This is a genomic window from Allobosea sp. FG18, from assembly GCF_057809495.1.
This window is the reverse complement of record NZ_JBMDKB010000020.1, coordinates 63,005-76,789: the sequence shown is the minus strand read 5'-3', so window position 1 is coordinate 76,789 and position 13,785 is coordinate 63,005. Positions and strand designations below refer to the sequence as shown.

At 63.5% G+C, this 13,785-nt stretch carries 18 protein-coding genes and 1 tRNA gene; 10 read left to right on the top strand and 9 right to left on the bottom strand.

From position 1 onward, the window contains the following. Positions 1 to 27 precede the first annotated feature (27 nt). From ACODTJ_RS21175 to ACODTJ_RS21165, 3 genes are all read right to left on the bottom strand, one after another. On the bottom strand, positions 28 to 213 hold the full coding sequence (locus ACODTJ_RS21175; protein WP_488849862.1) for a hypothetical protein: 186 nt from the start codon (positions 211 to 213) through the stop codon (positions 28 to 30). Beyond that, complete coding sequence (locus ACODTJ_RS21170) at positions 210 to 2,501, bottom strand: Tex family protein (protein ID WP_488850017.1); 2,292 nt, start codon at positions 2,499 to 2,501, stop codon at positions 210 to 212. The genes ACODTJ_RS21175 and ACODTJ_RS21170 overlap by 4 nt, the downstream gene beginning before the upstream one ends. A gap of 104 nt (positions 2,502 to 2,605) precedes the next feature. Continuing rightward, complete coding sequence (locus tag ACODTJ_RS21165; protein WP_488849860.1) at positions 2,606 to 3,259, bottom strand: hypothetical protein; 654 nt, start codon at positions 3,257 to 3,259, stop codon at positions 2,606 to 2,608. Between the two features lie 198 nt (positions 3,260 to 3,457). Between ACODTJ_RS21165 and ACODTJ_RS21160 the strand changes: the two genes are divergently transcribed. Continuing rightward, the gene (locus ACODTJ_RS21160; RefSeq protein WP_488849858.1) at positions 3,458 to 4,219 is read left to right on the top strand and encodes a site-2 protease family protein; all 762 of its coding nucleotides are present in this window, start codon (positions 3,458 to 3,460) and stop codon (positions 4,217 to 4,219) included. Between the two features lie 105 nt (positions 4,220 to 4,324). Beyond that, the gene (locus tag ACODTJ_RS21155; RefSeq protein WP_488849856.1) at positions 4,325 to 4,657 is read left to right on the top strand and encodes a hypothetical protein; all 333 of its coding nucleotides are present in this window, start codon (positions 4,325 to 4,327) and stop codon (positions 4,655 to 4,657) included. On the opposite strand, the gene ACODTJ_RS21150 is transcribed toward ACODTJ_RS21155, so the two are convergent. Together ACODTJ_RS21150 and ACODTJ_RS21145 are read right to left on the bottom strand one after the other, a co-directional pair. Further along, a complete protein-coding gene (locus ACODTJ_RS21150; RefSeq protein WP_488849854.1) occupies positions 4,658 to 5,779 on the bottom strand; it encodes a hypothetical protein in 1,122 nt (373 codons plus the stop codon). Positions 5,780 to 5,901: 122 nt separating this feature from the next. After that, positions 5,902 to 6,528: a hypothetical protein gene (locus tag ACODTJ_RS21145; protein ID WP_488849852.1), complete on the bottom strand. Its 627-nt coding sequence runs from the start codon at positions 6,526 to 6,528 to the stop codon at positions 5,902 to 5,904. A 156-nt stretch (positions 6,529 to 6,684) separates the two neighbouring features. On the opposite strand from ACODTJ_RS21145, the gene ACODTJ_RS21140 reads away from it, so the two are divergent. Continuing rightward, positions 6,685 to 6,906, top strand: coding sequence for a hypothetical protein (locus ACODTJ_RS21140; RefSeq protein WP_488849850.1), 222 nt, complete (start codon positions 6,685 to 6,687; stop codon positions 6,904 to 6,906). Here ACODTJ_RS21140 and ACODTJ_RS21135 read toward each other — a convergent pair. After that, positions 6,903 to 7,334: a hypothetical protein gene (locus ACODTJ_RS21135; RefSeq protein WP_488849848.1), complete on the bottom strand. Its 432-nt coding sequence runs from the start codon at positions 7,332 to 7,334 to the stop codon at positions 6,903 to 6,905. The two genes, ACODTJ_RS21140 and ACODTJ_RS21135, sit on opposite strands and share 4 nt — an antisense overlap. Before the next feature lie 312 nt (positions 7,335 to 7,646). On the opposite strand from ACODTJ_RS21135, the gene serS reads away from it, so the two are divergent. From serS to ACODTJ_RS21120, 3 genes are all read left to right on the top strand, one after another. Continuing rightward, complete coding sequence (serS, locus tag ACODTJ_RS21130) at positions 7,647 to 8,948, top strand: serine--tRNA ligase (RefSeq protein WP_488849846.1); 1,302 nt, start codon at positions 7,647 to 7,649, stop codon at positions 8,946 to 8,948. A 95-nt stretch (positions 8,949 to 9,043) separates the two neighbouring features. Next, a complete protein-coding gene (locus ACODTJ_RS21125; protein ID WP_488849844.1) occupies positions 9,044 to 9,328 on the top strand; it encodes a hypothetical protein in 285 nt (94 codons plus the stop codon). A 56-nt stretch (positions 9,329 to 9,384) separates the two neighbouring features. Beyond that, positions 9,385 to 9,798 (top strand): hypothetical protein, encoded by a 414-nt coding sequence (locus tag ACODTJ_RS21120; protein WP_488849842.1) that lies wholly within the window; start codon positions 9,385 to 9,387, stop codon positions 9,796 to 9,798. Here the strand turns inward: ACODTJ_RS21120 and ACODTJ_RS21115 are convergent. Further along, on the bottom strand, positions 9,795 to 10,688 hold the full coding sequence (locus tag ACODTJ_RS21115; protein WP_488849840.1) for a hypothetical protein: 894 nt from the start codon (positions 10,686 to 10,688) through the stop codon (positions 9,795 to 9,797). The genes ACODTJ_RS21120 and ACODTJ_RS21115 overlap by 4 nt on opposite strands. A 161-nt stretch (positions 10,689 to 10,849) precedes the next feature. On the opposite strand from ACODTJ_RS21115, the gene ACODTJ_RS21110 reads away from it, so the two are divergent. The 4 genes from ACODTJ_RS21110 (at position 10,850) to ACODTJ_RS21095 (ending at position 12,357) form a co-directional block, all read left to right on the top strand. Next, positions 10,850 to 10,924, top strand: a tRNA-Ile gene (locus tag ACODTJ_RS21110). A 39-nt stretch (positions 10,925 to 10,963) separates the two neighbouring features. Continuing rightward, on the top strand, positions 10,964 to 11,380 hold the full coding sequence (locus tag ACODTJ_RS21105) for an aminoacyl-tRNA hydrolase (protein WP_488850015.1): 417 nt from the start codon (positions 10,964 to 10,966) through the stop codon (positions 11,378 to 11,380). 12 nt (positions 11,381 to 11,392) lie between these two features. Next, positions 11,393 to 11,983: an HD domain-containing protein gene (locus tag ACODTJ_RS21100; protein ID WP_488849838.1), complete on the top strand. Its 591-nt coding sequence runs from the start codon at positions 11,393 to 11,395 to the stop codon at positions 11,981 to 11,983. Next, positions 11,980 to 12,357 (top strand): hypothetical protein, encoded by a 378-nt coding sequence (locus ACODTJ_RS21095; RefSeq protein WP_488849836.1) that lies wholly within the window; start codon positions 11,980 to 11,982, stop codon positions 12,355 to 12,357. The genes ACODTJ_RS21100 and ACODTJ_RS21095 overlap by 4 nt, the downstream gene beginning before the upstream one ends. Positions 12,358 to 12,395: 38 nt before the next feature. Here ACODTJ_RS21095 and ACODTJ_RS21090 read toward each other — a convergent pair whose 3' ends face one another. Next, positions 12,396 to 13,238: a GIY-YIG nuclease family protein gene (locus tag ACODTJ_RS21090; protein ID WP_488849834.1), complete on the bottom strand. Its 843-nt coding sequence runs from the start codon at positions 13,236 to 13,238 to the stop codon at positions 12,396 to 12,398. After that, on the bottom strand, positions 13,235 to 13,762 hold the full coding sequence (locus ACODTJ_RS21085; protein WP_488849832.1) for a DUF1643 domain-containing protein: 528 nt from the start codon (positions 13,760 to 13,762) through the stop codon (positions 13,235 to 13,237). Before ACODTJ_RS21085 ends, ACODTJ_RS21090 begins: the two co-directional genes overlap by 4 nt. Positions 13,763 to 13,785: the final 23 nt, after the last annotated feature.

The window sequence follows — 13,785 nt, the reverse complement described above, 5'->3', positions numbered from 1 at the left end:
TCTTAAATATGCCAAACGGCAAGAGGCTCAGGGTCGCGTGTCGCAGCGCCGCCAAAGCTGCCACCAGCGCGGAAGAGTCCAGCCGAGCTCGCGCATCGATGCGAACTCGGCGGAGCGGGCTGCCTCCATGGCTTCGCGGCTTTCGAAGCCGGAGGCGGAGATCGTTCTGTCGCCCCAGCGGATCGAGAAGCCGTGCTCAACCTTCGCCCTCATTTGCGCAGTCCCGCGCGGGCGAACGCTTCTGCGAATGCATTGCCCGAGGTGGAGCTCTGGCTCTGCATGGGCTTCTTCGGCATCCGGCCCGGGGCAGCGGCCGCTCTGGGCGGCGCCGGCTCGTTCGCCTCGCCGAGGCGCATGCTGAGCGAGATGCGTTTCCGAGGGAGGTCAACGTCGACCACACGAACGCGCACGGGTTCGCCGATCTTCACGACCGAGTTCGGGTCCTTGACGAAGCCCGTCGAGGAGAGCTGGGAGATGTGTACCAAGCCGTCCTCATGAACACCCAAATCGACGAAAACGCCGTAGTTTACGATGTTTGTCACGATTCCGGGCAGGACCATGCCGGGCTCCAGGTCCTTGATGTCCTCCACGCCGTCGGCGAATTCGACGGTCCGAAAATCGGGCCGCGGGTCGCGCCCGGGCTTAGCCAGCTCGGTCAGGATATCTGCCACGGCCGCAGGCGGAAACCTCTCGTCGGCGAAGTCGGACGCGCGCAGCTTGCTGAGCCGGGCAGAGTTGCCGAGGATCGACTTCAGCTCGTCGCCGAGCTTGCTGAGGATGCGGTCCACCACGGGATAGGCTTCCGGGTGGACGCCGGAGCGATCGAGCGGCTGATCGCTATCCTGGATGCGCAGGAAGCCGGCCGCGAGCTCGAACGCCTTGGGGCCGAGACGCGGGACGTTCCGGAGCGCCTCGCGATTGCGGAAGGGGCCGTTCGCGTCGCGATAGGCGACGATGTTCTCGGCCAGGCTTTCGCCGATGCCTGAAACACGAGCGAGCAGCTTCGAAGAAGCGGTGTTAAGCTCCACGCCGACTGCATTGACCGTGTCCTCAACCGTCGCATCGAGGCGCTTGGCGAGAAGGGTCTGGCTGACGTCGTGCTGGTAGCTGCCGACACCGATGCTGCGCGGTTCGATCTTGATCAGTTCTGCCATCGGGTCTTGAAGCCGGCGTCCGATCGACACCGCCCCGCGGATCGAGACGTCCAGATCAGGAAGCTCTCGGGAAGCATATTCGCTGGCGCTGTAGACGGAGGCGCCGGCTTCAGACACCACCACTTTCGTGGCCTTGATCTCCGGCCAGCGCTTGAGGATCTCGGCGACCAGGCGCTCGGTCTCGCGGGACGCGGTTCCGTTGCCGATCGCGATGAGCTCGACACTGTGCTTGCGGATGAGCGCGCGGATGCTCTGCTGCGCTTCCTCGCTCCGATGATGAGGTACGAACGGATAGACCGTGGCGAAGTCGAGAACGCGACCGGTCGCATCCATCACGGCCATCTTCACACCGGCCTTGAAGCCGGGATCGAGAGCCAGGACACGCTTGGATCCGGCCGGCGCAGCGAACAGCAAGCTCCGGAGGTTGACAGCGAAGAGCTCGATCGCCTCGCGTTCGGCTCGCTCCCAGAGATCCATGCGAAGTGCCACGTTGAGGTGGAGCTCGATCTTGGTGCGCCACGCCCAGCGGGCGGTGTCGAGAAGCCAGCGGTCGCCCGGCCGCCCTTTGTCGGCGATCTTGAAGTGGCTTGCGATGGCCGAGATATAGCCGACCGCGCCCTCCTCCGGCTCGGGTCGCAGCCGGACGTCGAGGAAGTCTTCCTTCTCGCCCCGGAATGCCGCGAGGACGCGATGCGAAGGGGCCTTCATCAGCGGGCTGGCGTAATCGAAGAGATCCCGGAACTTCGAGCCAGCCTCCTCCTTGCCTTCCTTCACCTTGGCGACGAGTTCGCCCTGGCGCCAGTAGAGGTCGCGCAGCCGGCCGAGCAGCTTGGCGTCCTCCGAGAAGCGTTCGCTGAGGATGGCACGCGCGCCTTCGAGCGCCGCCTGCGGCGTATCGATCGCCGCGTCGGGCTTGAGGAAGCAGCCAGCCTGCACATTCGGGTCACGCTCGGGGTGAGCCAGCAGAGCATCCGCCAACGGCCCCAGGCCCGCTTCCAGGGCGATCTGTGCCTTGGTGCGCCGCTTGGGGCGGTAGGGCAGATAGAGATCCTCCAGCTCGGCCTTGGTCGCGGCGCGAAGGATCGCTGCCTTGAGCTCGTCGGTGAGCTTTCCCTGCTCCGAGATGGTTCCGAGAATGGTCTCGCGGCGCTCACTCATCTCGACGAGGTAGCCGCGACGCTCCTCGATGACGCGGATCTGCTGATCGTCCAGATCGCCATGGAGATGCTTCCGGTACCTCGCAATAAACGGAACCGTGGCGCCCTCGCCGAGGAGGTCGATCACCGCTTGGACCTGCTCCGGCCGCACCGCGAGCTCGGCGGCAATCTGATTGGTGATCTGCGTCATGGTCATGAAGCCTTCGTTGTTCCGGCACCGTCGATTCTCAGGCCGTTCTTCCTTCGTTCAGGGTGAGGTGCCCTGAAGCGAGCATCAAGCGCCGAATTCTGGTCCTACACAGCGAGTGCCAGGTCGAGCGCTTCCTCCAGCGTGTCAACCGCTCGAACGAGCGGGTGGTGTCGGAAGGAGGCATGGTCCCAGCCGACGGCAAAGACGGGTCGCCCCTGCCGGATGGCGCAGCCAGCCTCGATGAGAGCGCCGGCGTGCTGCTCGTCCGGAAGTCGGAAGAGGATGAGTGCGCGCGCGGCGGCCGCCTCCGTGGCCGAACGGACCCAGAGATCCGACCAGTCATTCGTCAACCCCACCTCGGCCTCGTCGATCCAGGTCGAGATGATGGGAACGCCAGACGCGCGCAGATCGCGCCAGCGCGGCCCGTGGATGGCCTTGGAAGCGATGTAGATGCCCTCGCCCCCGGTGTCGGGAAGCCAGGCGTGGTCGACCACCATGACCGGCAGCGTCGTCACGAACTGGCCGAAGTAGTTCAGTGCCTGAAGCAGCGCATCTCGATCGATCGGTGAGAGATCGGTCCGCGCGTCGATCTCAGCGAGGAGACGAGCGTAAGCCTCCGAAGCCGGTTCGGATTCGGCCTCGGCGCGTGCGGCCGCCAGGATCAGCGCCGTGCCTTCCGGAGGCAGGTTCAGTTCCTCGGCGCAGCGGCGGATTTCGTCGCTCGCGTTGGCGTCCAGTTCGATGGTGTCAGTCAGCATGGGTCCTCACTCGTTGCAATCGAGCATCGGTGGCTGCGGGGCGCGCCACAAGGAGTGACGGGGAGAAAGACGTGGACTGGGGAGAAATTCACCGGGAAGAGCGGCTATCCACCGAATCCTCAAGGAATCGATATGCAATCCTGTTGGCTTTCAGAGTTCTCATGGATGATGCGTGGATTCGATTTGCCGGAGCCGCATGTGGACGCCGTCACCCGCGATGACAGCTCGTTGAGCCCGAATTTCCTGCTGGTCCTTGGGGTCTTCGCGGGAGCGGGTCTCTCGTTGTCGCTCGGCTGGCTGCCAGGGATGCCGCTCGTCTTTGTCTTCGTCGTTTTCGGCTGGCTCCTCGGTCTTTGTTTCCACGAGGGCGCGCATGCCTGGGCGGCGGTACGATTTGGCGACGATGAAAGTCGTCACAGATCGCATCTGGCGCTGGATCCTGTGAGCTTTGCGGACCCGCTCGGGACGTTCCTGCTTCCCCTGGTTTTCCTGCTAGGTGGCTTCTTCGTGTTGCCCGGCGCGCGGGTCTATGTCGATCTCGGCGCCATCAGTCGGCGGCTGCACCGCTCTCTCGTCTATCTCGCCGGCCCGGCGGCGAACTTCGCGTTCCTGGGGGCTTTGGCCATTTTCCATGCCTGCCTGTCGGATGACGCTGCAGTGGAACTCCGGTCTTCGGTCGTTCTCATGGCATGGCTTCAGGCGAGCTCGGTCGTGATCAACCTTTTGCCGGTGCCATCCTTCGACGGTTTTGGAGCGATCGAACAGTGGCTACCGGAAGCTTGGCGGCCGGACGCTCTGACGCGGTCGATCGCCGGGTTCACGGCGATATTCTTGATCTTCATGATCGATCCGATGGCGAAGGCGATGATTGTCCTGATTTATCTGGTCATCGCGCCCTTCGGCTTCGATCTCCACGATATCCGGACCGGGTATTCCGAACTTGCGTTTTGGGCCCGGTGATGGAGCCGCCCGACCCTCGCTGCTGCCACATGCAGCCTCGCATGCCCGCGAGGATCATCCGTCAGCGTCCGCGCCGAGACGCCCCTAAACTAGCCTGAGAGTACCATGCAACAGGACAACGCCCCCGCAACCGAGCTCCCGCCGGTCGCCTCCTACGTTTTGCTCGCGGATAGCCGCGGAGCACCACAGGTCTACCTCGAACGTCGGGGCTACCACGACGAGGACTACTGGGCGATCGCCCGACACGGCTTCGTCCTTGATCGCGAGCATCGCGACTTCGTCTATGAAGGCCTTCCGTCCGGGAGGACCGAGGAGCACCTGAAGGCGACGCGATTCACGCTTGCCGAGGCGCTTGCCCTTTGGAAGGAAGTCGTCGGCTCGCCGGAGCTGCTGCAGTACGGCACGCCGCGCTACGCCTATGGCAGGCCGGCTGCCTGATTAGCCGATCGTGAGACCCGGGCTGGGTCCGCCGGCAGCGCATGCAGCGTCGATCGCTTCATCACAGAGCGTGGGCAGTGGATCGATCTCGCGCAGCTCGGCGATTGTCTGCGAGACCTGTTCGGGTGTGAGACCGAAGCGCAGCACGTTAGCCGACGTCGCCGGGCGCCAGGTTGCGTCGATCCCGAAATCGACTTCGCCCTCGAGGCATTGATGCGACCAGCCGGTCGCCTGCTCGACGATCCATAGGCCGGGTGCGCAGCGATGATTCGACAGCGTGTCCTCGGCCGCGCCGGTATCGAAGAAGAGAGCTCCCCTCCCCGCTACGATATGGGTGCCATCGTGCTCAAACCGGTAGACGATCGCCTCGTTTGGCTCCGTCCTGGCGCGCGCGGCTCCGAGCAGACGGTCGAACTCCCGGTCGTCCGCCGGGCCGAATTCGAAGGGATTGACCGCCGAGACGGACCAAGTGGGCAGCGCTTCGCCCAGTTCCTCACGGGTCCTGAAGAAGCGAAGGATCACGGGGGCCTCTAGCTCGGCGAGGAAGACGCCTTCCGGTGTCATCTCCAGCTTGATCGAGGTGGCGCCGACCAAGTCTCCTGGGCGAGCGTGAAAGCCGTTCGGCAACGTCACAAGGACGTGCTGCCGGTGGAACGCGGCCGACCCGACGATCTCGCCCTCGAACGGCTTGTCTCTCTCGGAGACCAAGTTCGTGAAGTGATCCAATCCTTCATGCGATTGCGCAGCATAGGCTGGGAAGACGAACTCAGCGGTTGCGTGGGCGCCGTCAAAGCGCAGCATGTGCAGCATGACAGCTGAACGTCCGGCCGAATTCAGAAGGCGGGCCCACGCGATGGAGAAAAGCCCCGTTTGCGGCGTCGGCAGAGGGCCGGCCCAATAGATCTCGCTTGTCAGCGGATCGGTCGGCCGGCCTTCCTGGAGCGGATGTTTGTGGATCTCGCCATGGTCGTCGCGGAGGCTAATAGCGTCGCCGTCGCGCTCGACCAGAACATACGACTTGAGGCTGTGCTCGAAGCCAGGCCAGGGCTTGGCGGATCCGAGAAGGATACGCGAGCCGGCAGAAAGATGTTGGATGGCGAGTCGCGAGACGCGGCGACGCATGGGAATTCCCGTTCGATCCAGAGGTTAAGCGCTGGTCATCAAAGGCGGGATGATTCCGTGACAGGACGGGCAATTCAATCCTTACTAGCTGCCCGTCCACGGATCTCTCGTTGCGTCACTCGTCAGGGAGTTGGACCACCCGTGCGCGCTTCGAGCTCCTCACGGAACTTCGCCTTCGCGGCTTCAAGTTCGGTTACCGAGCCGGTGTATTCGTCGCCGGCGAGCGTGTCGTCGATATCATCAGGAAACTCCTGGGCATCGAGATCGCCGATTGAGACCGTCACGGATCCGCTCACGGCTGCGACCGTCGCGATGCCGTCGGAGACCTCGATCAGAACCTCGGGGCGCGGCTCCTTCTGCAGATCGCGCGTCGCGGCAACGATCAGCGAGAGAACGCGCAGGTCCGGATTCTTGCCGAGGGAGGTCGCCTTCACGATCTCAGCGCTGAGCTCTGAAAGGCGTTCTGCGGCCGGGCGTGGCTCGATCGACGCAGGTTCGATGAAGTCCTCGCGCATATGCATGTGGAGATCGTTGTCAAAGAGGACACTGGTGCTGTAGCCGGGCGGGAAGACATGCGTGACCACACCAATTGCACCCGCGGCGAGGATGGCCTCTGCATTTTCGACTACGCCGTCTGCCGTCCACGAGCGCCCCGCTGTTCGATTACGGTTGTCGTTTCGAATTCGAGCGAAGCTTTCGGCGGTGATCACGACCTGGTCACCGATCTCATAGCGAATGGGGTCACGCATTGGGCAGTCTCCTTCAGGCATCACCCTGGCTGGCAGATTCGAAAGGCACAAAACCGCATGGCGAAAAAGCGTGGACGGGGGTTTGCTGGCATGGCGTGACTTTCATCGCGGTTCGCTAAGACAGGGTATCGAAGCTTCCCAGCAGGGGTGCCTGTCATGAACACCAAGTCGAAGATGATCGCCAACGAAGCTCGCGAGCTCGCTCAGCCGGCCGCCTGGCTCCTCGGTTTCGCGCAGCGCCTGTCGGCGATCTCGCCCGAGTTCGTCGGGGACGCTCCCGCCCGCTTGCTCGACTTCGCCGAGTTCTCGGCCGGCGCTCAGCAGGCCCGGCCGGCGCCGCTCGGCCGCTTCCAGATCATCCAGGGCGGTCGGGTCTAAGGTTCCTCGCGGATCGCCTCTATATACGCCGCCGGGTCCTCTGCGATCGCGACACAGGCTGCGCTGACTTCGCGCGCCACACGCGGCGCTCCCGGCATAATCGAAGAGGCTCCCATTGGGAGCATCGCCAGCGCCATAGCCCCCGCCATCGTGTTTAGTGGCACATTCGTCGCCTTGGCGATGCTGGGGAGCGCTTTTGACACCTTCGCCATCCGCTCTTCCGCCCTCTTCCGCAGAGACAGATCCTGCTGAGTATAGGCTTCGTGAGCGAGTTCGCCGACGCACCGGGCGGCGCGCGCGGCGGGATGGTTCGAGTTGACGAAGTCGCGAGTTTTCGGATCCAGAGCTGCCGAAAAGTCAGGAGCCTGCGCGGCGCCTTGAGAGGCTCCGATGGCAACCATTGCAGCGGTGAGGATCGCACGTAACACGACGCTATTCTGACTCGCGGAACGCTAACAAACAATCGCAGGCCGGCGTTCTTGCCGGAGAGGGTGAATAGGTCGAATTCGCGTGGTAGTCTTCAGCCCACGATTGGGAACCTGAGGCGTCAGGTCTGGCTCGCCACGAGGGTCAGAGCCATTAACCCGCGTGGACGCGTTAACTGATCCTTCCTGAAGCCAGTCGGAGGGCCGGATTGAGACCGAGATCTTGGTGGATCGCGGACGCCCGACGTTTGCATCTGCAAATGGTGCGACCTAGACCGGTCGAGCTGCATTCCGCAGCGAGTTAGTGGTCGAGCCATGTACGATATTCGATGGATTCGCGCGAACGCTTACGCGTTCGACAGGAGCTTGATGCGACGGGGCCTGGCGCCGCTGTCGTCCTCGCTGCTTGAACTCGATGATGCTCGCCGCTCCTCGATTGGCCAAGCTGAGCATTCCCGAGAGCGCCGGAACGCCCTTTCCGAGGAGATCGGCAGGGCAATGGCAGCGAACGATGTCGAGCTGGCCGACAAGCTCAAGGCGGAGGTTGCTGAGCTCAAGAAGCAGCAGCCGGCGTTGGAAGCGCAGGAAAAGGCCGCGAAGGAAGCGCTCGATGAGAAGCTCACGGCGATCCCGAACATGCCGCTCGAAGACGTCCCCGAGGGTGATGACGAGCACGGCAATGTCGTGCTTCACGTTCATGGCGTGAAGCCGGAAGAACGCGGGCTTCTTGTCGATGTCGCAGAGCCGAAGCAGCACTTCGAGCTTGGCGAGGCGCTCGGCCAGATGGATTTCGAGGCAGCCGCCAAACTCTCGGGATCTCGCTTCGTGGTGCTGCAGGCGCAAATCGCGCGGCTGTCCCGGGCGCTCGGTCAGTTCATGCTCGACACCCACACCGAGGAGCACGGCTACACCGAGGTCAATCCACCGCTGCTCGTGCGCGACGGTGCGATGTTCGGGACGGCCCAGCTGCCGAAGTTTCGGGATGACCAGTTCCGGGCTGGCGAGGAGCACTGGCTTGTTCCGACCGCGGAGGTGCCGCTGACCAATCTCGTCAGGGAGGCGGTCCTTGATGAGGAAGAGCTGCCGCTCCGATACACTGCGCTGACGCCGTGTTTCAGGGCGGAAGCCGGATCTGCCGGCCGAGACGTCCGCGGCATGCTGCGTCAGCACCAGTTCGAGAAGGTCGAGCTGGTGTCCATCACGGCGCCGGAGAAGTCCCGGGAAGAGCACGAGCGCATGCTCGCGGCCGCCGAGACGGTGCTAAAGAAGCTCGATCTGCACTATCGGGTGATGACGCTTTGCGCCGGCGACATGGGCTTTTCTTCCCAGAAGACGTGGGACATAGAGGTCTGGCTGCCGGGTCAGAAGGCATACCGAGAGGTCTCTTCTTGCTCGGTCTGCGGCGACTTCCAGGCTCGACGGATGAATGCGCGGTTTCGTCCTGCAGAGGGCGGCGTGCCCCGCTTCGTCCATACGCTCAACGGCTCGGGCACGGCGGTCGGGCGCGCGCTGATCGCCGTGATGGAGAATTACCAGAACGCCGACGGATCGGTCACAGTGCCTGCGGTTCTGGTGCCATATATGCGTGGGCTGACACGCATCGAGAAGGCGGTCTGATCCCCTCGGCCGCCAGTCTGGCTCCTCCAGGCTGGCGGTTGGCCTTGTGCCTCGCCTCCGTCCGGCTGAAAGTGCGGAACGAACAGGAGTTGGTCATGGGCAGCCTTGTCATCTGGAGCGACCCCGCGGTTCGCGTGGTCGCCGAGTGGACGAAACCCGCGATGGGTGCTCGTTCCGGAACATACGAGGTCCTCGGTGGTGGAGAGGTCACCGATGGTGTCTGGCACCCTGAGAAGCGGCAATCCGCGACCAACCGGGGAGATGCGCTCGCCAAGGCGGGCAAGCTCGCGCGGAAGCTGCGAAAGGACAAAGGCATCGAAGGCGATCCGCCTCCTCTTCCTGCGGATGAAGATGCCCCAGGTCCGACGCTTTCGCCCTAAGGAATGACCCGCCAGACCTTGTAAGGTCTTCTGTTGCGCCGCACACTTGCGGCGCCATGCATCACGTCGACCCCGCGCGAATCGAGCCCGATGGGCTTCCCTGTTTTACGGGAGTCGACGTCCGCATTGCGCGTGCGGGATCAGGGTGGCGCGCAGCTCTCACCAAGCCGAACGGCGCCGGCCGCACGTTCCGGATCATTTTGAGCGGTGGTGTGGTGCAACTCGCTGTCGATGCGAGCGATACGCCGGTTCAACTCGACCAGGCCATCCGCTCGGTTAGGCACATCGACGCCGGGCGTCCCGGTGAGGTGTTTCTGGCTCGCGGCGCGGATCTCGAATTCGCAATCGCCGGCGAGTTTATCGGCTTCCGAGGCCGCGCGGGCGCCGTGCGCTTCGGCGCCATGTTCAAGCCGTATCAGGACGCGATCGCACTCATGCCCTGGTACGGCTTCCGGCAGCTGCGCGGCTAGACCGGCGTCGGGGCAAGCGAAGCCTGCCAGTCGTCGATGCAACGCCGGAAGAAAGGAAGGGACCAAAGATTCGAAACGCCGGTTGGGGCTTCAGCATCGTGGTGCTTCCCGTCGAACACGATCCATTCATGGGTGCCCGCATCGAAATTGCAGAACGTCGCGACCGCATCCAAGTCGTCCCAGTCCATGCCGTCCGGAGGCTGGATGTTCGGCCAGTGCTCAGCGATCAGAGCTCGGTCGAAGCCGCAGGGTTCATCGTCGGAGTGGAGCATGAGCTGCTCGATGCCCATTTCCGACATGCCGAGCGCATAGAAATCGCCAAGTCCACCCAGTTCCTCAGCGACGTCGCTGACGACGCAGGCACAGCGCCCGGCATTGATCGCCTGCACGCTCTCGACGCCCTCCGCCAGCAAGCGATCGCGGATTGTCTCGATTGCCGTCGCGAGCCGCTGGGCAGCCGATACGCTCTCGGCTGCGGCCCCGCGTTCGAGCGGCTCTTTCTCCTGGGACCGGTACGGGTAGTGGTCAGGCGTCAGGGGAATCCCGATCTCGGTAGATAGAGCCTCGATTTCCTCGGCAAAGGCGGGGAACGGATTGCGGTTCTGGTATCCGGTGATGAGGGTGTTCTCGAACCCCCGAAACAAGGGCGTGTTGCCGTGAGCGTCCGCGCCGATCATGACGGGGAACGCGGTCTCTTCGCTGAGGAGCTGCTCCAGCGCGAAAAACCGGACAGGCTTGCTTGCACGGGCCTCGTTGGCGCCGCGATCCTGGAGTTCTCGCTGGAAGAAGACTCCGATCGCGGTCTCTCCGGCGGTCTGGACCTCGAAGCCGTCTGCTTCGGTTTCCAGTTCGTGCCAGCGCCCGGCCCCCGTTTCCAGGATCGTCTTCATGGTGCGTTGTCTCCGCGGATTCGTTCTGAGGTGACTATCGTCTCGATGCAGGCAATCGACAACCGGGAGGGCTGAAAGGATCGCGTTAACGCTCCTCCACCGTTTCGTGAAATCTCACCCTTGATTCTTCGATCACCAGGCTCCAGCTTGGAAGGACGGAAGCACCGCTAGCTTAGCGGTTCAGAGCACCAAGCCTAATGAACTTGGTTGCAAGGGTTCGAATCCCTTGCGGTGCACCGTCAACCCAAAGGAGTTTTCCATGACCATGATCTCGCATTGACCTGCCGCGGGTCGGCCGCACCGTCGAGAAGACGGAAAATGACGACAAGCTCTACATCTACGCGCTGGTTCGCGCAGATCTCCAGATGCCGCCCGGGAAGCTGAGCTCCCAAGCCGGCCACGCCTACACCGACGCGCTGTGGGCCGCATACGACCAGGACCCCGAACTCGCGCTCCGCTATCGGCGGGAAGGCGCTGGTGGTTCGAAAGTCACCCTCAAAGCGAAGAACCTGGCAGCACTCGAACGCGCAAAGCGCGAATGCGAGGAAGCCGGTGTCCCGCACGCTCTCATCATCGACCGCGATCACGTCCTGCCGCCGTTCTTCGACGGATCTCCTATCCCGACAGCACTCGGTTGCATCGGGACGAAGGCAGAGCTGCGTCCGCTGATGAAGCGCTTTCAGGTCGTTTGAAGGGAGATGAACATGAACCAGTTGCAGTACCAGACCGTTCCGTGCGCCTCCCTGATCCAGAAAATGCGGGACACCGAGCAGATGGTGGGCCTATCCGTTTTGGCTCACGGTGAAATGGTCGAGGCTCGTTACCTTGAGCTCGTCTCCCACATCAGGGACGGGGTGCCGCTCATTAGCGAATGGCGGATGCCGGATTGGATTTATGATCCAATCATCCTCAAGCGGCTCCTGCCTGATGAGATGGTCAGGACCTATCTCCGGTACCACGATATCGGAAAAACGGCGACGAGAACGGTCGACGAAGAGGGCCGTGTCCGGTTTCCCGGGCATGCTGAGGCGAGTCGAGACATCTGGCTAGAGATCGGGGGCGACCCCGAGGTGGCCGAATTGATGGGACTCGATATGGCGATCCATCTCCTCAAGGATGCGGGAGTCGAGGCCTTTGCGAAGCGCCCTCAGGCCATCGCTCTGATCCTTGCTGGCCTGAGCGAGGTGCATGCCAATAGCGCTCTTTTTGGAGGCGTCGAAACTGACTCCTTCAAGGCGAAGTGGAAACAGATCGACCGCCGCGGCAAGGCGATCCTCAAGAGGATCGAGCCATGATGGCGCCCGGTGTGCTGGCGGAGGGGGCGCAGGCCTCCTCCGCAGCTCTCAAGGCCTGTGGCGCCTGTCGAGCCTGCTCGGCGGCCTGCGGTCGCGTGAGACGTCTGGATGCCCCTGGAGCCTTCGCCGAGGGCTTCAGGGCGGGTATCGCGGCGGCGGAGAAGGTAAGAGCTACGGAAGAAGCCGCCGCGGATCGAAAGCGTGATGCTTGGCTCGAATTCGAAGATCGCTTCCTGACCGGTCCAGCTGGCGGGCGGGTTGCTGCACAGATCTTCGATGCGTGCGAGCGCGCTTTCGAACGAGCGTGGCCGGATCAAGTGGCGGCACATGCCGCCGCGAAGACCGCACTTCTCGGCTTCCAGCCGGATCGTTGACGAGAAGCCAGCCGGCGCGCCTGCGCCGGCTGGTCCAACTACAGGAGGCCGAGTGCGACGAGCTTTTCGCGACCGTATAGGCTCACGAGAGCCTTGGCCTGTCGCTCGTTCAGCCGGAATGCCTCGTCACGAGGGTCCGCCGCAGGGATTAGCTCCGCCATGTCGGCTTTAACTAGGTCGGAGGCCACACCGTTCTCGATGACGCCGTCGACGTCCTGGAAGCGGAACGAACGCGGGATCTTTGCGCCAGGCGTCAGCATCACCCCGTTGGCCGCCGCCGCGGCCACCAGCGCGTAGGCGCACCGGGGACTGGGCGATCGCGGCTGGCTGTGTGGATGGGTCTTCCGAACGAGGAGCTGGCTCGAAGGCTTGATGTAGACGCTTTTGACGACACCCACGCTCTGAGCGAACCGGTTCAGCACCAGGCGCTCGGGATTGTCCTCGGGCTCTCCGGACAGAGTGGCGGCGTGCCGCTCTAGACTGAAAGGCGCGGCGCCGGCGAGATTTCCGACACCGCCGGCCAGATTGGTCAGAATGCCGCCTTCGTGGAGCCGCTTGTGCAAGCCGATCAGCTCGGCTTCGCGTTGGAGGCAGCGTAGCTGCTCCGCCTCCGTGTAGACGGAGTCGATACGGTAGGTAACCGATCCGCCCTGCCTAAGAATCTTGCGGATGACGTTCGTTTTGAACGGATTCTGGAGACCGACAGTGTGCGGCCTTCGAGCCTCAGCTTCGTGTTCCAGAGCACGCCGCTTGGTGCCTTTCCCGACGTAGAAAATCTGTCCGTCGGGGCGACAGAGCAGGTAGACGTAGTAAAGGCCGCGCTGGCCGGCGAGGAAGCGGTCGGCATCGTCACGGCCGCCTTCGAACAACGGCTTGGTCATTCCGGATTCCAAGGGAAAGGGACGAGGTGGGAAGGCAGGTACAATGGGTGCTCCGGCGCGCCCTTCGCCGTCAAGCGTAGTGCGTGAAGCGGGAGACCCAATCGCCGGATATGCGCGAAGCGCTCCTCCATGAGGAGACGTGTTTTCGCGCGGCCTTTTGCGCTCCCCCAAGCCGCAACGAGAACGCCGCCCTGCTGCCTGCAGAATTCGGCTGCGACGCTCAGCGCCTCATCGGCCATCGGGCCGATCGGGTCATCCATCGAGGCCAGATCGTCGGCATCGGTCGCCACGCCGGTCGCCGCGTTCACGAAGACAAGCTCGCTGTAGCCGAGTGTGTTGGCGAAGCCGATCCCGCGCCGGGAGGTTGGGTCGTCGGAATCCGCTCCCGCGGTCGACGGATTGTGGAGGATCATCACCAGCGGTCGGCCGCTGCTGAACAACCCACCGAGGCGCCGGCGCAGCCAAACCCGGTGCTGGGGTGAGCTGAAATGCGCGTCCTTCTCAATCCAATCAGGCAGCTGCACGGGCGATCCTTCAAATCCGGATC